The 20,982-nt window shown below is 30.2% G+C and carries 16 protein-coding genes; all 16 read right to left on the bottom strand.

Translation table 4 applies throughout. From position 1 onward, the window contains the following. Positions 1–50: 50 nt before the first annotated feature. The 16 genes from NMG77_RS02430 to NMG77_RS02505 all read right to left on the bottom strand — a co-directional run bounded on the left by NMG77_RS02430 (position 51) and on the right by NMG77_RS02505 (position 20,852). Positions 51–1,829 carry an HDIG domain-containing metalloprotein gene (locus NMG77_RS02430; protein ID WP_255034370.1) on the bottom strand — a complete coding sequence of 593 codons (1,779 nt, stop codon included), beginning with the start codon at positions 1,827–1,829 and terminating at the stop codon, positions 51–53. 19 nt (positions 1,830–1,848) lie between these two features. Next, positions 1,849–2,895 (bottom strand): recombinase RecA, encoded by a 1,047-nt coding sequence (recA, locus tag NMG77_RS02435; RefSeq protein ID WP_255034371.1) that lies wholly within the window; start codon positions 2,893–2,895, stop codon positions 1,849–1,851. A gap of 565 nt (positions 2,896–3,460) precedes the next feature. After that, positions 3,461–3,925: a peptide-methionine (R)-S-oxide reductase MsrB gene (gene msrB, locus NMG77_RS02440; RefSeq protein WP_255034372.1), complete on the bottom strand. Its 465-nt coding sequence runs from the start codon at positions 3,923–3,925 to the stop codon at positions 3,461–3,463. A gap of 348 nt (positions 3,926–4,273) precedes the next feature. Beyond that, the gene (groL, locus tag NMG77_RS02445; protein WP_255034373.1) at positions 4,274–5,890 is read right to left on the bottom strand and encodes a chaperonin GroEL; all 1,617 of its coding nucleotides are present in this window, start codon (positions 5,888–5,890) and stop codon (positions 4,274–4,276) included. Further along, positions 5,890–6,183 (bottom strand): co-chaperone GroES, encoded by a 294-nt coding sequence (locus tag NMG77_RS02450; RefSeq protein ID WP_255045652.1) that lies wholly within the window; start codon positions 6,181–6,183, stop codon positions 5,890–5,892. The genes groL and NMG77_RS02450 overlap by 1 nt, the downstream gene beginning before the upstream one ends. A gap of 41 nt (positions 6,184–6,224) precedes the next feature. Then, positions 6,225–7,751 (bottom strand): pyruvate kinase, encoded by a 1,527-nt coding sequence (gene pyk, locus NMG77_RS02455; RefSeq protein ID WP_255034375.1) that lies wholly within the window; start codon positions 7,749–7,751, stop codon positions 6,225–6,227. 2 nt (positions 7,752–7,753) lie between these two features. Further along, a complete protein-coding gene (locus NMG77_RS02460) occupies positions 7,754–8,755 on the bottom strand; it encodes an ATP-dependent 6-phosphofructokinase (RefSeq protein WP_255034376.1) in 1,002 nt (333 codons plus the stop codon). A 37-nt stretch (positions 8,756–8,792) separates the two neighbouring features. After that, entirely contained in the window at positions 8,793–9,791 is a 999-nt protein-coding gene (locus tag NMG77_RS02465; RefSeq protein WP_255034377.1) for a lipoate--protein ligase, read from the bottom strand. 57 nt (positions 9,792–9,848) lie between these two features. Beyond that, positions 9,849–11,234 (bottom strand): dihydrolipoyl dehydrogenase, encoded by a 1,386-nt coding sequence (gene lpdA, locus NMG77_RS02470; protein ID WP_255045653.1) that lies wholly within the window; start codon positions 11,232–11,234, stop codon positions 9,849–9,851. A 35-nt stretch (positions 11,235–11,269) separates the two neighbouring features. Then, positions 11,270–12,649 carry a dihydrolipoamide acetyltransferase family protein gene (locus NMG77_RS02475; protein ID WP_255045654.1) on the bottom strand — a complete coding sequence of 460 codons (1,380 nt, stop codon included), beginning with the start codon at positions 12,647–12,649 and terminating at the stop codon, positions 11,270–11,272. 138 nt (positions 12,650–12,787) lie between these two features. Further along, positions 12,788–13,765: an alpha-ketoacid dehydrogenase subunit beta gene (locus NMG77_RS02480; protein ID WP_255045655.1), complete on the bottom strand. Its 978-nt coding sequence runs from the start codon at positions 13,763–13,765 to the stop codon at positions 12,788–12,790. Between the two features lie 24 nt (positions 13,766–13,789). Further along, positions 13,790–14,869: a pyruvate dehydrogenase (acetyl-transferring) E1 component subunit alpha gene (gene pdhA / locus NMG77_RS02485; RefSeq protein ID WP_255045656.1), complete on the bottom strand. Its 1,080-nt coding sequence runs from the start codon at positions 14,867–14,869 to the stop codon at positions 13,790–13,792. Between the two features lie 58 nt (positions 14,870–14,927). Further along, entirely contained in the window at positions 14,928–16,343 is a 1,416-nt protein-coding gene (locus NMG77_RS02490; protein WP_255034382.1) for an FAD-dependent oxidoreductase, read from the bottom strand. A gap of 161 nt (positions 16,344–16,504) precedes the next feature. Further along, a complete protein-coding gene (locus NMG77_RS02495; protein WP_255045657.1) occupies positions 16,505–17,671 on the bottom strand; it encodes an acetate kinase in 1,167 nt (388 codons plus the stop codon). Positions 17,672–17,769: 98 nt separating this feature from the next. Further along, positions 17,770–19,536, bottom strand: coding sequence for a TrkH family potassium uptake protein (locus tag NMG77_RS02500; protein WP_255045659.1), 1,767 nt, complete (start codon positions 19,534–19,536; stop codon positions 17,770–17,772). 5 nt (positions 19,537–19,541) lie between these two features. Beyond that, positions 19,542–20,852: a CNNM domain-containing protein gene (locus tag NMG77_RS02505; RefSeq protein WP_255034385.1), complete on the bottom strand. Its 1,311-nt coding sequence runs from the start codon at positions 20,850–20,852 to the stop codon at positions 19,542–19,544. Between the last annotated feature and the right edge of the window lie 130 nt (positions 20,853–20,982).

Here is a 20,982-nt window from a genome sequence, read left to right on the forward strand (position 1 = left end):
AATAATATTATTCTAGTTGTATTTTTATTATGCTATGAATTAAAGATTTATTAATCAATGAATTGAGTAGTTTTTAATTCTTCGTCATATTCTAAATCATCATCTTCATCAGCATCTTTAAATCGTTTTGCGTAATCATTAGATTTTTGTAAGGAAATTGACGCAAACGATTTAGTATTTTCAACAACAGTAAGGTTTCTTATACAAGTAAGTTTGATTGAATATTTAGATAATTCGTGGTGATTTTGAATATCTTTTTTAATATCTAATATAAGTTGTTTAAAGTCTTGATCACTAATATTAGGTTGAATCATTATTTGGATATCAAAACCGTTTTTTAATATTTTATAGTTGGCTATACCTTGATCATGTTTATGTTTATTTAATAGATCAGTCATAAAGTCAGCTCGTTTTTCGTCATCATCACCATCCTTATATCTAGCACCTGGTCTTGATGCTGATATTTTATCAGCAATTTGAGTTATCTTAGCATAGAAGTTTTTAGATTTTTCATATAATTTTGGATTGCCATGGTGACAATTAATCGCATCGATAATATCAATATCTAAATCAAAATATTTAGCGATAGCTACACCTGCAGCAACGTGGTTACCAGTTGAGTATTTTAATTTCTTCCAGTTTTCCTCATGATTAATAGATTTACCAATATCATGAAGCAATCCACATAATTTAGCTTTTTCAACATTTAAGCCTAATTGACTCGCAATATTTGCTGCTAATTGAGCAGTTTCGATAGAATGTTCTAATACCATTTGCGTATTAGAACCTCTGAATTTTAATCTACCAATATATTCACATATATCTTTATTTGGTAATAATTTTGAATCGTATAAATCTAATTCTTGCAACACTTCTTCACCGATTTTTTTAGTTTCTGCAGTAAATTCATTTAGTGTTTCGTAATAACATTTTTTAATTAAATCATCAGTTAAATAATGGATTTTATCATCACCTATAATACTAATAATTTTGTTAATAGCTCTTTCAGCTATAGTTAATTTAATTGCATTAAAGCAAGAAAGAGAAATTTTCTTATTTGCAGAGTCAATATCTAACTTGATACCATATAAAGTTTCAATGTAAGCTTTAGTTTTACCATCTTTACCAATTAACTTAGAATAGAAATCATTCGTAACTTTTTGATCTTTTTCAGAATCGCCGCTGTTATATTGGTAATTAATTGTTCTTTTAGTAGTAACTCTAACTGTCTTAGCTAATAATTCAGTCGAATTCATTGCATTGATAAGTATTTTGTTGATTTCATTTGCAATTTCATTTTTTCTGACATTAGCTCTTTTTTCTTCTTCTTTGATCATTTGTTCTAGATCATTTCGAACATAGATACGGTATTCATCTAGAATAAATTTTCTCGCTTCTTCTTCATTGATTTTCATCTCTTTTAACATAGCAATCTTCTCTTCGATTTTCTTAGAATCAATTCTTTTTTTAAGAAGGCTATTTTCTCTTCTCTTATCTTTTATCTCTTCGTTTAGTTGATTGTTTCTTTCTTCAATAAGAATTTTTTCGCTCAGAACTGAAATAAAGAAATTTTTTATTTCTTTAAATTCTTTTTTAGATATCATTTTTCGATCATCTTGAAATAAATAATGTTCGTTTAGTTTTTCTTTTAGTTCATCTTGTTTATTAATTTTGATTATTTCGTTTTCAAGTTCACGTTGATGATTTTCAGTTTCTTTCAAGAATCTAAATTCAAAAAATTTCAACAAAATAAAGATAAATAATAGAAGTGCTAATGCGGTTAATAAAGCCACAATTAAATACATTAAGTCTAAAGAGATGTTAGTCATATAAAATAATTTTATATTATTAACTATCTTTTAATTTATCTAAAACTTCTTTTTTAATTAGTTCGTATAGTTCTTTTGTTTCTTGAATTTTAGCAATTAAATTAGTTCTTCCTTGAGCAAGTTTATCTTCTTTATATGAAAATCAGCTACCAGATTGTTTAATAATTTCGTTATCAATAGCTAAATCAATAATTTCATTTATCTCACTAATACCCGAATTAAAGAAAAAATCGATATAAGTAGTAGACATTGGTGATGAAAGTTTATTTTTTGTTACTGTAGCTTTCGATTTAATGCCGATTGGATTATTGTTTGTATCTTTTAATATTTCAGATCTTCTTAACTCTAATCTTGTCGATGAATAGAATTTTAATGCTTTTCCACCTGTTGTAATTTCAGGATTACCAAACATTATCCCAACTTTTTCACGTAATTGATTAATAAAAATAACTGCTACATTATGTTTAGCCAACAATGGTTGAATACGCGATAAACCTCTGGACATCATTCTTGCATGTGTTCCCATTGTTTGTTCTTCCATCTTACCTTCAATTTCAACTTTAGGAACTAGCGCAGCTACAGAATCCACCACAATTAGATCAATTAATTCAGTCTTTATTAAGGATTTAATTATTTCAAAACCTTGTTCTCCATATTCTGGTCTAGCAATGATTAATTTAGTTAAATCAATTCCTAACCGCTTAGCATATCTTAAATCTAACGAATGCTCTGCATCAATAAATGCTACACGCATATCATTATTTATTGCTTGCTTAATTGTTGATAATGCTAAAGTTGTTTTTCCGCAAGATTCATTTCCATAAATCTCAACTATCCTACCTTTAGTAAAACCACCAGTACCTAATGCATGGTCTAATTTTATACTTCCGCTAGAAATACATTCTAGATCTTCTATATTATCATTATCGTTAGCATATATATTAGTTTTACCGAACTTTTGTTGTAATAACTTTAAAATTTGGTCACTTGTAACTTTATCAATATTCTTTTTATTTGTATTTTTTAATTCATTCATAATTTTTTCGTAATTCTTTTTATTAAACATATGTAAAAAATAAGAGATAAGGAAGAAAAATAATTAATTTAATTTTGCTTATTCTTTGCAATAAAGGATTTAATGAATGAATTAATCATTTTATTAAACTTGATATTTAAAACTAATTTATATCTATTTTATTAAATTTAAGAAATCTTAATAAGAAGGAGGTTTTTATAATAACACTATTGTCATTGCTTTTGTATAAAAATTAGTAATCCAGCCAAGTCTAATTTTTATGTAATTATGGTAATTACCTATAGTTTAAGAAAATTTTTTATTTAACTATTTTTAGCAAAATTACCGGTTGTTTTTATATTTTTCAAATTTTTATTTAAGTTTTTAATATCTAAAAGATTTGTATAAGTATTTAATTAAATTTTTAAACTACACATAAATCTCTTTTGTAATATCATCATGTTTTTTTTTGTTTATATATATAGATACAATTAAAATTAATCTTTATTACTTTAATTAATTGATTTAATTAAATAAAAAATATCTATGAACAATAAAGTTGCATAGATATCATTACATTTTTTTATTATTGGTTGGTTAAGTTTTGTGAATATAATTATTGCTTCTTTTCTTCTTCATCAAGAATTGTTATAAATTCGCCATAACCAGATTTTTCTAAATCTTCATAAGCAATAAATTTTAATGAAGCTGAGTTAATACAATATCTTAATCCACCTAATTCCTTAGGTCCGTCATTAAAAACATGACCAAGATGGCTATCAGAATTTTTAGCTCGCACTTCTGTTCGAATCATATTATGAGATAAATCTTTTAATTCGTTTATTAATTCTTTTTGGATTGGTCTAGAAAAAGCAGGTCAACCACAACCTGAATCAAATTTGTGAGTTGATAAAAATAATGGTTCTCCACTTGTAATATCTACATATATTCCTTTTTTAAAATGCTTATCATATTCATTTGTAAACGGTCTTTCAGTTGCTGCGTTTTGTGTAACTTCAAATTGAATATCTGTAAGTTCTTTTTTAAGAACTTCTATCGGTTTTTTAGTATATTTTTTCATATCAGATTTTTAAAGATAAAACGATTATCAAATAAAAAAATTTAATCCTTAAAAATTAAATAGTTAAGGATTAAATTAGTTTTTAAAAGTTTTGATTAGGATTTAATCAAGAAAAAATAGACCAAGAATAAAGTGATAAAAGGTTTTATCAAGTTAGTAAAATTACTAACTTGATAATTTGAATTGATTAGGATGACAAGCTTTTGTTAAGGATTTAAAACAAACAATTTAAATTATTTAACTTTGATTAAAAGTAATCTAAAAAGATTTAATTTGTTTAATAATTTATTTGTTTTTTTTGATAGTTTAAACAATATGATGGATAGGTAATTTTTAATAAACTGTTAATTAGTTATTAAAGTGAGCTAATGAAGTTGGTTTTTCGTCTTCATTAATTTCATCACTAATAGCTACTTCAGTAGTAATTAATAAAGCAGCTACAGAACAAGCTTTTTCAAGCGCAGTTTTAGTTACTTTAGTAGGATCAATAATACCGTTGTTGATCATATCAACAAATTCATTAGATTCAGCATTGTAACCATAACCAGGTTGTTTACTATTTAAGATATTATTAATAATCTTAGAACTGTTTTGACCTGCGTTTTCAATAATTTGGCGACAAGGTGCTGTTAATGATGATCTGACAATTTCATAACCTAATAAGATTTCAGGGTTGGATTCTTTAACTTGTTTAAGAACTTCAATTGCGTTCATTAAAGCAATTCCACCACCAGCAACAATACCTTCTTCAACTGCTGCTTTAGTTGAGTTTAGCGCATCTTCGATTCTTAATTTAAGTTCTTTTTGTGCGATTTCAGTAGCACCACCAACGTGGATTACAGCCACTCCGTTTGATAAATTAGCAATTCTTTTGCTAATTCTTTCTTTGTCATATTTAGATGTTGTATTAGCAAGTTTTGCTTCTAAGCTATTTAAGTATTTAGCTAAAACTTCTTTTTGACAAGCACCATTGATAATTGTTGTTTTATCTTTTGAGATAACAACTTTTTCAGCTGAACCTAATTTATTTAATTCGATATCTTTAAAATCAATTCCAGCAGTACTATCAATTAAAACGGTATTAACACTTACAGCTAAATCTTCTAGAGTTGTTTTTTGTGCTTCACCGAATTCTGAACATTTAACACTTACAACATTTAAAGTTCCTCGTAGTTTATTAATTGCTAAAGCATTTACAACATCTTCAGCAATATCACTAGCAATAATTAATAAAGGTGAGCTTGATTCTACACTAGCTTCTAGTAATGGTAAGATTTCTTTAACAGTATTAATTTTATTAAGTGATACTAAGATTTTTGGGTTAGCTAATTCACTTAACATCTTTTCAGAATCAGTTACCATATAAGGCGATGAATAACCACCTTTGAATTCTAATCCGTCAGTAGTATCTAAAGTAGTATCAAATGATTTAGCATCATCAATTGAAATCACACCGCTTGGACCTACGATATCCATAGCTTTAGCAATTAATTCACCAATGAATTTAGACCCAGATGATATCGCACCTACTTGAGTAATTTCATCGATCGATTTAATTGGTTTTGAAATACTAGATAAGTATTCACATACTAATTTAGATGCGTTTTCAATCCCTTTTCTTAAATTAACAGGGTTAGTTCCATTATTAATCGCTTCGATTGCTTTATTAACAATTTCATGGGTTAATATCGTTGCTGTAGTAGTTCCATCACCAGCGATATCATTAGTAGAAATTGCTGCTTCAGCAATTAGTTTAGCACCCATGTTTTCTACTGGATCTTTTAGTTCAATTTCTTTAGCAATCGTTACACCATCATTAGTTATTAATGGTGCGCCGTATTTTTTTTCAATTAAAGCGTTGCGGCCTTTAGGACCTGCTGTAATCTTAACTGCTTTAGCTAGTTTATTAATTCCATTTAATAATTTTGTTCTAGCTTGTTGTTGAAAACTTAAATCTTTTGCCATTATTTAATTACTCCAATAATTTCTTCGTAACTTAACATTTTGTAAGTTTTATCATCTAAATGAATTTCTGTACCAGAATATTCTTTAAAATAAACAAGATCATTTATCTTAACTTGATAATCAATCTTTTGTTGTTTAGCATAAATTACTCCATCACCTAAAGCAACAACTTTACCTTGAGTTGATGTTGCTTTATCTTGATTTTGGATTGAAGTGATAATTCCTGATTTAGAAGTTTTTTCTTCTACTAAAACTTCTACTAAAACGTTATCGTGTAATGGTTTAATATTCATAATTTTTATTAAAACAAATTTGATTTATTTTTTGTGGTAAATTATTTCATCAAAACAAAGTTGTTTTTGTTGTCTGGTTTGATTTCAAATAATTCTGAGTAGTGTAAGATTGCTTTTTTAGCTGTTAATTGGTAGTTTTCTAAAGCTTCATCTAAATCATCAACTTTATATGTGAAAACACCATAATCAATACCATGACCAGTGTAAATTGTTTTATCATCAGTGATCACAATTACACTAGCTGCTAGTTTTGCGTTAGCAAGCGCAAAAATTTCATCTCTGTTGTTCGTGAAATGAACTAGGAAGTGAGTTGAGAATTCATCATTTTCAATTTCACGGTTAGGACAGATTTTTTTAGCAATTTCAGTGATTTTTTCACCAAAAGTTGTTTTAGCTACTTCGGTCATTGGGAAGTAATGTGTTATTGCGCGTTTGTAATCAAACAATAATTCAGATTGTTTGTTGATTTTCTTCATTGTTTCAACTGCTACAATCGGATACATCCCATTAGCAGTTTCACCAGATAACATTGTAGAGTCACAACCACGTTCAACCGCAAAGAAAACATCAGTAACTTCAGCACGTGTTGGTTGAATGTTTTTCTCAAGCGAATCTAACATTTGAGTAGCCACGATTACACGCTTGTTAGCTAATCTACATGCTTTAATAATATACTTTTCTCAGTAAGGTACTTCGTAATAAGGGATTTCTAGACCTAAATCACCTCTAGCAACCATAACACCATCACTGGCTTGGATAATTTCATCTAAATTTTCAATTGCATGACGAGTTTCAACTTTAGAAATCACTTGTACGTGTTCCATATTGTATTGTTTTAAAATCGCACGAATTTCTTTAACATCATCTGCTGTATTAACAAATGAAGCAGCAATATAATCAACTTTATTCTTAAGACCAAAGATAATATCATTGTAATCTTTTTGTGATAAGAACGGAATTGAATATTTAGCATTTGGTAAGTTAATACGTTTTTTAGTAACGATTTTGTGTTCGTTTTTAGCTATTGCTCTAACGTATGAATAATCATCAGCAATCTCAATTACTTGTAAAGTTAATTTACCATCATCAACTAAAACAATAGAACCTAATGATAAGTCCTTAGCCATATTGTATTTTTTAGATGAATCTGATACTGAGAATTCATTAGCATTACCAATAATTTCGCGATCAGTAAAGATTTTTACAATCTGATCTTTTTTAATAATGTTGTTAGTATCAGCAATTTGATTTAAACGAATTTCTGGTCCATTAGTATCTAACATAATTGAGATCGGTAAGTTTAATTCATTAGCTACGCTTCTAGCTAGAATGATTCTTACAGCTTGTTCTTCATGATTACCGTGAGAAAAATTCAAACGAACCGTACTAACACCATTAAGAAATAATTGTCTTAAGTTATCCTTAGCTTTTTGTACGATATCTTGTTTAGTTGGATCTTCTAGATCACTTAAACTAAATAATTTATAAGTAATTGAAGGACCGCAAGTCGCTACAATCTTAGTTCTTTTTAGAAAATTTAAATCGAATTTGTTATGTTTTTTATTCATTTTTAATTAAAACCACCATTAATTTTATTGCTTTGATCAATTAACTTAATTCTTGAAGGATTTTTCTTTTTTAAAGCTTGGTCAAAATTGTAAGCTTTAATTTCATCGCCACTCAATCCTAATACCAGATTATATTCTTGTTGGTTAATATGTTCAAATGCTTTAATCGCAAAACGCATTGCTAAAATTCGTTCCATTGGAGTTGGAATCTGACCACGTTGCCCGTATGTTAGATAGTTAACATTAGTTTTAATATTTAACTGATCATTAATTTGTTTAGCGATTTCTTTTAAGCTATCACGGTTATCTTCACCATAGATATGTTCACATACAATAATTGTCATTGTACGTTTTTTATCTTCTAGCATTCTTTTAGCTACTAAATCAACTATTTCTTGAGTTGTTTTGATGTTTTCAGGAGTGATCACTAGATCTGCTTTAGTAGCAAGTGCTGCATAAACAGATAAATCACCACATCTACGACCCATTACTTCAGATATTGAAACACGGTTGTGTGAAGTACTTGTTGAAATAATTTCTTGAATTGTTCTTGTAATATGCTCAAGCGCTGAGTAAAACCCAATTGTGTAATCTGATGAACTTACATCGTTATCGATCGTTCCAGGCATTGCTATTACATTAACACCCATTTCAGATAACAACTTAGCTCCTTGATAAGAACCATCACCACCGATTACTACTAATGTATCGATCTTTTTTGCTTTTAGATTATTTAAAGCTTTTTTTCTGATTTCTAAATCTTTAAATTCAACTAATCTAGCTGAATAGATAAATGTTCCAGAATCAAAGAAATGATCAATAACTTCTTGTTGATTAGCTAAAACTATATTATCTTCAACCAAACCTTTGTATCCTTCATATACTAAGTATGGTTGGATATTATTTAAAATTGCTTGCTGAACTAATCCATAGATCGCAGCATTCATTCCAGGGGCATCGCCACCTGAAGTTAAAATCGCAATACGTTGCGTTTTAATCGACATATTAATACCTTTTTATCCTAATGATTATTATAATAAATTATTTATTGTCAAACAATAAGCTCATTAATTCTTCTTTGGTTATCGTTCCTAAATATAACTTTAAATCAAATTGATCTAAAACATCACTAACACTTTGGTAATCAAATTTAACTCCTACTAAAGCTTTTTGAATTTCTTCAATTTGAGCTACACTTAAGAAGTCACCATTAAATTTAATATCAGTAATTTTTCCTTGGTCAGTATTTAGACTTAATTCTAATTCACCACCAGTGAATCTTTTCTTATTATTAAATTTATATTCATTAGATGAACCATAAATTCAATCCCAAGATTTAAAATGGTTTTGCGCTCTATCTTTAATTCATTCTTTAGCTTGATCATCAAGTTTGATTTCAGTTAAATTTGAATATTTCTTGAAATAGAATTTTGTTAATTCTTGAACAAATCATTCAACTGGTTGCTTTTTATCTAAATGATCAATGATGTTAGTAACTCTTTTTGCTACCGAATCAATACCTTTAGCTTGAATTTTTGATTTATCAACTTGCAGATATTTAGCTAACTTAGTCATATCTGTGTCGTATAAAAGCGTTCCGTGATGTAAGATCTTATCTTGATAAAGGTATTGTGCAGTTCCTGAGAATTTCATGCCTTCAATTTCAAGATCATTGCGACCTTTAAATGTTGCGTTAATATTTAAGCTATTTAAAAATTCGATAATTGGTCTAGCAAAAAACTCGTAGGCATTGGAACGCTTTTCATCTAAATAATCAATATATGAATAACAAACATTACCCATATCTTGGAACACAGTTCCACCGCCTGAAAAACGTCGGATTAAATTAACATTATCTTTACTAGTTTCATTAATGTTAATTTGCGCTGCTGTGTTTTGATTTTTACCAATAAATACCGTATTAGCGTTTTGCCAGATATAAATAATTGGTAATTCTAGTTTTAAGTGTTTTAGAAGGTATTCTTCTGTAGCTGCGTTAATGTAGCAATCGTTAGATTCTGATAAGTAAAAATATGCCATAAGTGCTTGTGTGATAAAAAAGACCCTTAAAAGGGTCTTATATTATTAATTAATTTTTTAGTGCTTATTGTTGAAGTGTGTATAAATAGCTTGTTTAGCGCATTCTGAAATAACTTCAGCAATTGTTGGGTGTGGGTGAATTGCTTGTTCTAATTCAAACACAGTAAGTTCATTTTCCATAGCAAGAGCAATTTCAGAAATCATATCACTTGCTGTAGATGCGATTAATACACATCCTAAAACTTCACCGTATTTCTTACCAAACATGAATTTGATAAATCCATCAGTAGAACCATCAGCAATCGCTTTACCATTAATCGCCATAGGCATTTTAGCAACAACGTACTCAATACCCTTTTCTTTAAGTTGTTCTTCAGTATAACCAATAGTCGAAACTTCTGGGTAAGTATAGATACAACCAGGAGTCATTAAAGGTTCAACTGATTTAGGTTTTCTACCTAAGATGATATCAACAGCGTAAGTTGCGTGGTGATAAGCGTAGTGGGCTAATAACACTTGACCAGCAGCGTCACCGATAACATAGATTGAATCACAAGAAGTTTGTAATTTATCATTTAACTTAATTCGGCCACGTTCATCTCTAGCAACATTAAATGAACCGAACACTTGATCATTAACAATGCGACCAACTGATTCTAAGATATATTGAGCTGGTAGTTGGTAAGCAGTTCCCTTATCTTCGTAAATAATTGAACCTGTTTGGTAACCTAAAATCTTAGCATTATAAACAACATTAACACCTAATGACTTCATCTTTTTAGCCATGAAATCACTAGCATCCTTATCAAGAGTTTCGCATAAACGATCAACAGCTTGAAGAATAGTTACATTAGTTCCTAATGAAGCGTATAAGCTTGCAAATTCGATACCAATTACACCACCACCTATTACAACTAGTGATTGTGGTACTTGAGGTAATTCTAATGCTCTTGTAGAATCGATAATCACACCTTCAGCACGACCTTGATCAAATCCAGGAAGAGATAATTTTCTTGGAGAAGAACCAGTAGCAACAATAATGTTTTTAGCTGTAATGTACTGATTATTTACGCTAACAGTATGACCATCAATAATCACAGCTTCACCAACGATAGTTTCAGCTTTAGCTGTTTTTAAGATAGTTTTAACACCATTTACTAACTTATTAACTACTGCGTTTTTTCTATTTAAAACATTTTGTCAATTGATAGTTGGATTCGGATTAGCTAAATCTAGACCATATTCAGAAGATTTGCTAATGTAGTGTTTAACTTTAGCAGTTTGTAATAAAGCTTTAGTTGGAATACAACCAACATTTAAACAAACACCACCATAAGTTCCTCGTTCAATTACAAGGGTCTTAAGACCGTTTTTAGCAGCGTGTTCACCTGCTACATATCCACCAGGACCAGCCCCGATGACAATGACATCATAGTTATACATACTATTTAAATTTATTAGAAAGATCTCTTATTTTATTAGATTAATAAACCATCAAGGTTTTCGATAATTTCTCTTAATGTTTTAGCGAAACGACCGATGTCAGCCCCATCAATTCATCTGTGGTCAGCTGCGATTGTAATAGGCATAATTTGCTTAACTAGAATTTGGTTATCAGGAGTTCTTGATAATCTTTCTTCAACTGTACCAGTAGCAATGATTGCAACTTCAGGGAATTTAATGATTGGAGTACCGAATAAAGCGCCGATAGAACCAAAGTTAGTTACACTAATAGTCCCTTCAGATAAATCAGCTAAACCTAATTTCTTAGAACGAGCTTTCTCAGCTAACGTAGTTACTTCTTTAGCGATCTCAATAATCGATTTATCTTGAGCGGCTTTAATGTTTGGAACCATTAAACCATCAGCAGTATCAACAGCAATACCTAAGTTAACATTTTTCTTTAAAACTAATCTGTTGTTAGTTTTGTCGTATTGAGAATTAAAGATAGGGTAACTAGCGATAGTTTTAGTAATTGCTTTTAGTAAGAATGGTAAGAATGATAACTTAACTTGGTGGTTAGCTAAAACTGCATCTTTAACTTGTTTTCTGTAAGCAACTAATTTAGTTACATCAAAGTTGAAAGTTAAAACAGTTGTAGGAATTTCATCATTAGCAGTAGTCATTGCCTTAGCAATAGCTTTTCTAACTGATGTAATTTCTTGATAAGTTTCATTAGCGTTAGCACTTGCAGGAGCAGATGAACCAGCAGAAGCAAATACATCACTAGAAAATACCTTAGCACCGTTAGCAGGAGTTACATTAGCTAAATTTACATTTAAATCACTAGCAACAGCTTGAGCTAAAGGAGTAGCTGCAAAACTTGGAGTAGCAGGGGCAGGAGTAGGAGTTGAGAAAGCAGGAGTTGATGAACTTGAACCACCTTGATCACCAAATAATCCGAATAAAGTATTAGATACTTTAACTTCACCTACTACAGAAGCGCCACCACCGCCTGATTCACCAGAATCAGCAGCAGGAGCAGGAGCAGCAGCTGGAGCGCTTGGGAATGAGAAAGCAGGAGCAGCAGCAGGAGCTGGAGCAGCTGAAGGGAATCCAAATGCTGGAGCAGCTGGAGCTGGAGCAGCGTGACTAGCAGCGGGAGCAGCAGCTGGAGCTGAACCATCACCATTAAGGATTAACATTACTTCACCAACGTGAACAGTTTGTCCAACAGAAGCAAGAATTGAAGTAACAACTCCACCTTGAGGAGCTGGTAAGTCAGTTGTAACTTTATCAGTTTCAACTGAGAACATAGGATCACCTTCTTTAATTGTGTCACCTACTTTAACGTAGATTTGAGCCACAACACCTTCGTGAAGTCCTTCACCAACGTCTGTAAATTTGTATTCAAACATGTTTTATTTTATCTTTCTATAAATTATGAAAATATTGGTAATTATAAATTAATTAAATTTTAAAAAGTTATTTACGTTAATAAATATCGCTTTTATTAACTAAATAATTAATAAAAACGATAGATATTATTTAAAAAACTAAGCTAGTAATTCGTTAATAGCATCAATTGTTCTTTGTTTAAGGTCGAATTGGATAGCTTCACCTTTTGCTAAAGGAACAGTAATGTCAAAACCAGTTACACGAGCTGGAGCTTTCTTTAAGCTGTGGAATAATTTTTCAGTTACTTTAGTAATAATTTCAGAGCTTAAGCTGAATGATTTAACAGCTTCATGAACAACTAGTAATCTACCAGTTTTTTGAACTGAACCTAAAACAGTGTTTCAGTCTAATGGAGAAATTGTTCTTAAGTCAATTAATTCGATAAGACCAGCAGGGTATTGTTTAACGATTTCTAAAGTATCAATAACATTAGCACCGTAAGTAACGATAGTTAATTGGTTACCTTGAGTTAAAACATTAGCTTTACCAATTTCAACAATGTATTCACCAGCTGGAATTTCTTGTTTGAATGAACGGTAAATTTTCTTAGGTTCAAAGAATACAACTGGGTCTGGATCGTTAATAGCAGCTAACATTAAACCTTTAGTGTCATAAGGGTTACAAGGCATAACAACTTTAACACCAGGAATGTGAGCGTAGATTGCTTCTAATGATTCAGAGTGGTGTTCTAAAGCTTTAATACCACCACCCATAGGCATTCTTACTACTAAAGGAGCGTTCATTTTACCTCTAGTTCTATGTCTAATTCTTGCAGCGTGACAGAATAGTTGTTGCATAATTAGATAACTGAATCCAGAGAATTGAACTTCAACTATTGGTTTTAATCCAGCGTATGAAGCACCGATAGCACTACCCATGATTGCGTTTTCAGCAATTGGAGAGTCTCATACTCTTTCAGCACCGTGTTTTTGTTGTAATCCTTTAGTAGCTCTAAATACACCACCTTCAAAACCAGCGTCTTCACCGTATAGAACTACGCTTTTATCTTTTGTTAAGGCAATATCTAAAGCGTTGTTTAAGGCTTCAATATTGTTTACGATAATTTTATCACTCATTATTTAAGTTCTCCTGTGCAAGAATTATTTGTTTTCAAAGTATTTTTTAGCAATTGCTTTTTGTTCTAGAAGATCTTCTGGCAATGTAGCAAAAGTGTGATCAAAAACATCATCAACTGTAGTTTTGATGTGTTGAAGCATAATGTTGTATTCTTCTTCAATCTTAGCTTCAATTTGTTGGAACATAGTTTGTTCTTTATTTTCGTCTCATAGACCTTTAGCTATTAAGAACTTCTTGATTCTTGCGATTGGATCTGATTTTTTAGCTTCCGCTTCTTCTTCCTTAGTTCTGTATACTGAAGGGTCGTCTGAAGTTGTGTGAGGTCCTTGGCGGTAAGTAATGAATTCAACAAGAATTGGACCCATACCACTTCTAGCGTATTCAACAGCTTCTAACATAGCGTCGTAAGATGCTAATAAGTCGTTACCATCCACTCTTACTCTTGGCATATTAACAGCGATTGCTTTAGTTGAAATATCGCTAGCAGCACTTTCTAAGTGAGTTCTTGTAGAGATAGCGTATTGGTTATTGTTAACACAGAAAACTGTTTGTCATTTGTGAATTGAAGCCATGTTCATTGCTTCATAGAATTCACCTTCAGCAGTACCACCATCACCGATGAAAGTAACAGCAGCAGCTCTTTCTTTATTGTATTTTAAAGCATAACCAATACCAGCAGCTTGAGAGTATTGAGCACCAATTGTAATATTAACCGGAACTACTCTTACACCTTCATCAAAAATGTTACCTTTTTCATTACCGTTTCAGTAAAGCATTAATTGGTAAGGTCTAACACCTCTGTGAAGCATTAATCCACCTGATCTAAATGCTGGTACTAATCAGTCTTTTTTAGTCATAGCTAGAGAAGTAGCGATTTGTAAAGCTTCTTCACCTAGGTTAGGAGCTAATGTAAGCATCTTACCTGAACGTTGTCAGATTAACATTTTCTTATCAAGTTCTCTCGATAAGTTCATGTAGTAGTAAGCTTCGATAATTCTTTCATCTGATAACTTTTGAACATAGCTAGGATCGATCACACGACCTTCGTTGTCGATTACTCTATGTAATAGTTCAGGAATTTTATTTTTAACAATGATTGCCATATCTTTATTGTTTTGTCCTTATAGTTTAATTTTACTTTATTATTATTTTCTTTTTAGATTATTTAATACTTTGTTTGAAATAATTTAACCCTAAAGCTTGAAGAATCGCGCTAATAATAAAGTTGAATGGTTTGTTGTAGTGAGGTAGGAAGAATACGTCAGCAAAAGCAATATCTACAAGAGTTAATTTTCTTTGGATTGCTAAAGCTAGGAAGTAAATAACTTCAGAATGGTTATTCTTAGTTGAACCCACTTGAGCACCTAATAATCTTAAAGTTTTAGGATCAAATACTAATTTAATCTTAACTTTGTCATAAGTGTTCATTCATTCTGGACGGTCAGCATCTTCAAAGTATGAAGTAGCAACTTCGATACCACGAATTTTAGCAACTTCTTCAGAGATACCAGTTGATGCTAAGTGGTGATTAAATACGTGAATAGCGTTAGTTCCAACAACATTTTCTAATTTAATGTTGTCCATTCCATTAATATGAGAAGCTGCTACAACCCCAGTTTTAACAGCATTAGTTGCTAAGTCGATGTTTTGATATTCACCAGTTGCTGCGTTCATAATAGCTGCAGCACCACCAATTGCATAAACATCTTTAATAGAAGTTTGACAATATTGATCGATGATTAAAGCACCGTTTTTAACTTTGTGAGCATCTGGTAGTAATGATGTATTTGGTAAGAAACCGATACATTGAATAACTAAGTCAGCTTCAACTTTAGTTTCAACACCATCTTTTTCTAAAGTAATACCTCTAATTACCTTTTTACCACCTTCAGTGTCAACTAAGTAGCCCATCACTTTTGTGCCACATCTAACATCAACACCTTCTTTTTTCATTGAAGTCGCTAAATCTTCACCGAATTCTTTATCAAAGTAATTCGCTGCAGGTCTTGGTAACATATCAACTAATAAAGTTTTTTTACCTCTTTGGTGAGCAGCTTCTACTAATTCAACACCAATATAACCAGCACCAATTACAACGATGTTATTAACATCAGGTTTTTTAAATTGATCGATGATTTCTAAAGCGTGTTGGTAAGTTTTACAAGTTACTAAACCTTCAATTCCACCACAGAATTTTTCAGTGAAATGAAGACCTGCATCAGCTGTAGTAATCGGTCAAGAACCAGTTGCTAGAATCAATTTATCATAGCTATCTTCAAAAGTTGTATCTTTAACTAAATCGCGAATAACAACAGTTTTTTTAGCATGATCAATTGATACAACTTCGTGTTTCATGTGAACTTTAGCTCCCATTGATTGAAGTTGTTCTGGATTAGAATAGAATAAATCAGTTGTATCTTTAACAACTCCACTAACCGCTAAAGCAATACCACATCCTAAGAAAGAGATGTTATCGTTACGGTCATAAGCAACTACTTCTAATTTTGGATTTTCAGCCAGCATTGTGCGAATCGCAGAAGTACCAGCATGGTTAATTCCTACTACAATAACTTTCATTTATATATTTATCCTTATGAAATTTCTATATTTTTTAGTATAGATACTATTAATATAATTTTTTATTATTTTTTTTATTATTTTTTCGGTAGACAGGTAGCTATTTTGAAAAGTTCAAAACTGATATTTTATTACAGTTATACTTGACAAATAGAATATTTTTATTTAGATAGACGAACAACATCGCGCATAATCATGATTTCTTCGTTCGTTCTAACTTGGTATACATCTACTTGGCTATTAGCATCTGAGATTTTTCTGTAATCTGAGTATTTATTTTCAAAAGCATTTGAATCTAACGAAACTTTTAGCAAGTTAACTCTAGACATTACTTTTTGAACGATAGTAGCAGAGTTTTCACCAACACCAGCAGTGAATACAATACCATCAATCGGTTCATTTATTTGGTTAGCGTATTTAACAATATAATCAGCTACTCTTTGCGTATATAAATCGATTGCTACTTGAGTTTTAGGTAAGTTAGCTTCAACATCTCTCATATCAGCATAACCAGATAAACCTAATAAACCTGATTTTTTATTTAAATCATTAGTAATTTCATCTAGTGTTCGGTTTGTTTGTTTAGCAATATATTGAATAACTGAAGGATCGATATCACCACTTCTAGTACCCATTACTAAACCTTCAAGTGGAGTGAATCCCATTGTTGTATTAATCGATTGTGATCCTTTAATAGCAGCAACTGAAGCACCATTACCAAGATGACATACAATTAGGTTTACTGATTTCTTATTAAGAATTTCTTCGAATCGTTTAGTAATGTAACGATAACTAGTTCCATGGTAACCATATCTTCTTACTAAGTGTTTATCTTTTCATTCACCTGGTATAGCGTATGCTCAAGAAACTTCTGGCATTGTTGTGTGGAATGTAGTATCAAATACTGCTACATTTTTAGCAGATGGTATTAGTTTTTGTACTACATCAATAACATCAGCTTCTGGTTTGTTGTGAAGCGGAGCTAGTTTAGCTAAGTCATAGATTTGTTCTAAAACTTCTGGTGTTACTAATGTTGAATCTTTTCAATAAGCACCTTGTACAACACGATGACCAACACCCACTATTTCATTTAGATCATTAATTACTTTATGTTTTTTTAATGATTCTAATAAGTGACTTAAAGCCTCTTTATGATTAGGGAAAGCAGCCGTGCTTTCTTCTTTAGTTCCGTCGCTGAATTCATATTTGTATGCGCCATCAATAAAGATTCTTTCACATAGACCTTTAGCTAACACTTTTTCAGAAGCATCGTAAAGTTGAAATTTTATTGAACTTGACCCAGCGTTAATTACTAAGATTTTATTCATTGTTATATTCGTCCTTTTGAAAATGATTTAAATAATGATAAATTATAGATTTTTCTAAAATTAATCTTTCAATTAATTATTGATATACAATAATTTTTTTAACCAATTTTTACATCTTCATCAACATAAGAGTAGTTCGACTTGGTGACATTACTCTTAACTCAAGCAAGAATTGATGTTGTTACGCCCAATTGTCCAATAATCATTAGTGCGATTAATAATACCAATGGAACTAATGTGATTGATGTTAAATATGAAGTGATACCAACTGATAATCCTACCGTTCCATATCCTGAAGAATATTCGAATAAAACATCCATAATACTAAAACGAACATCAGGTTTCACTAAGATAAATGTAATGTGTGTACCAAGGATAGCAATCGTAATAAATGCCGTACTTAAAATAGTTATCAAATAAGCATTATTAACTGTTTCAGATGGTATTGATCGTTTGAATAATCTCACTTGTTTATATCCCTTAAATTTCTGGAAAATAGCTACAATAACTAAAGCAAATGTTGTGGTTCTAATACCCCCAGCAGTAGATGAAGGTGCAGCACCAATAAACATCAAGATACTTAAAAGCAACTTACTTGCATCAGTTAAGTTATACATGCTAATCGTAGCAAAACCTGCAGACCTAGTTGAAAAAATCATAAATCACAGGTTTAAAAGATAATTTAATTGAGGATTTTTACCATATATCGTATGGTATAAATCGTTTTCAGTATTTATATTAAGTGAAGATTCAAATGTTAGATTACCTTTTAATGATTCCTCAAAGAATTGTGAAGTAACTCTAAATGACCCATTTTTAGCTAATAATTCAACTGGAGCTACTATTATAATTGGTAACGTTAATAATATTGCTGAAGTTATCAATGATAGTTTAGTAAAGATACTAAACTTATACTTAATGGTATTTTTATATAGTCTTTTATATCTAATTTTTTCATAAATATCAAAGATTGTTGGATAACCTATCCCTCCTATAAAGAATTGTGTAGCTGTAATGAATAATAAAAGGATATGATAATCGTTCTTAAAACTTGATAAAGAGAATGGTCCAAAAATATCAAAACCTGCGTTATTTATCGAAGAAACTGAATGAAATATTCCTGCTCAAATAGCAGCACCTGGGTTGTGATAAGTAAAGAATTTTTGAAACTTATTATCTACTGTTATTTGTGACGCTTTAAAGTTAATTAAAGTGCTATCAACATTAGTAATTTGCAAGTTTAAAATATTCTGTTGTTCATATGCTGGAACGAAATAAAAATACAATGCATAGAAGATCGAATATAGAATTTGAAAAATCATTACTGCTATTACTGAAACGATAATCGTTTTTGAAGTGGTCGATATTTTTTCACCACCTCTTTCTGATTGCAACAATAATGTTTTTTCTAATGTTGAATGATCTTTAAAAATTTTTGCAAATACTTTTCAAATTAGATATCAAAAGACAACGAAACCTACACCACCCACTTCAATAAGTATCGCTAGGATTACTTGTCCAAAAATAGTAAAAGTCTCTCTAACAACTAAAGTAGATAAACCAGTATCACTAAAAGCAGAAGTGGCTATAAAAAACGCGTCAATAAAAGAATACTTTTCTTTTTCAATTAATGCTTCTGCATTTAATCCTTGATAAGTTAAACTAGTTACTTTTTCATAGGTATCACTATATTTTAAAGATATTGGAATATATAACAAAATAGATCCAATTAAAATAAAGTAAATATAGAAATGAGCGATTTTTTGACTGATCGTTTCACCGATAAAAATAATCTTTAATAGCTTATAAATTTTTTGTTTTCTATTAAGCAAAAGATTATTGTTTTTGCCGCGTTTTTTTAACATTTTGATTAATTTATATTAGCTTCAGTTGGTTGGGTTTCATTTCTTACGATCTCTATCAGTTTAACTTTTGTATCTTCATCATATTTTAAGTATTTTACAGTCATAAAATCATCGTAGTATATATCATTTTCAAACCTTGCGTTATGCTCTTTATTGTTATTGATATAATCCAATAATTTTATATTCTTCTTAACATTAATACTAGGGTTAATGTATTTATGTAAGAAAGCTTGTGCATTGATCGATGAATCAACCATTCAAGTGTAAGCATTAATTTCTTGAATATTACCAACCTCGTCTTGTTCATCATAAATCTGACCAACAAGTTGTTCTAGAAGATCTTCCATAGTAATGATTCCGATTGATTCGTAATCATTAAAATTATTAACAACAATAGCTATTTGAACTCTATTACGTTTCATTAAACGTAAAACTTTATCAAGTTTGTAATCAACTAAAACATATAGCGGATCAGTTAGGTATTCAAGTCAATTATCTTCATCTTTGTTTTCTACAATACTTAGATAATCTTTTAAATGCAATACACCTATTGTTTTATTTTCATCATTAACAATAGGTATTCTTGAAACATTATCAGTTAAGAAGTGTTTTTTTATTAATGAAATTGAGCTGTGCTGGTTAGCATATGTAACTTCTTTTCAATCAACAAAAACTTGATTAATTGATATTTCGTCAAAGTTTATCGCGTTTTTTACCAACAAAGCCTCATCATCTTCTAAAACACCTTCTTTCTTAATTTCATCAATAAAGAAAGAAACTTCTTTTTCGCTCGTTTGAGTATTCGAATATTTTCTAAAAATCTTAGATATTATATAAGTTATCGGAAAAACTAAATAATAAAAGAAGATCATTAAAAAACTAAATAATAAGACTGTTTTTATTGGTCTGAATTTAGCAATCGATTTCGGAACTATTTCACCAATAAATAAAGTTACTAAAGTAGTAACAAAGACAGCAATAGACGAACCAACAGCTTGGTTACTAATGATCTTATTGAATAATAATGTAGAAAGCGTAGAAATGATAATATTGGCTAAATTATTACAAATCAAAATTGTTGAAAGTGTTAAGGTAAAATTCTTAATTAACTTATTAACAATTCTTGTTTTTAATTTCCCTTGAATATTATGTTCTTTTATATATCCGTTCCATTTAAAGCCAGTCAAACTTGTAAATGCTGTTTCAGAGGCTGAAAACACAACAGAAATCAATAAAAAAATAAATATTAGTACCCCATAAAGCACATATATGCCTACGGCACTAGTATCCGTGACGGATGGACTATCAGATGTCATATAATTTAATTATTAAATTATAGATAATTATATTATATTTATTCATTAGATTGTAGCTATAGAATTTTAAACGTTTTAATAGTTAGAATTTGCGTCATTAATAAAAATTAATAATTTTTATAATATTAAC

It is taken from the genome of Mycoplasma bradburyae (assembly GCF_024339025.1).
In the GTDB taxonomy this organism is placed as follows: domain Bacteria; phylum Bacillota_I; class Bacilli_A; order Mycoplasmatales; family Mycoplasmoidaceae; genus Mycoplasmoides; species Mycoplasmoides bradburyae.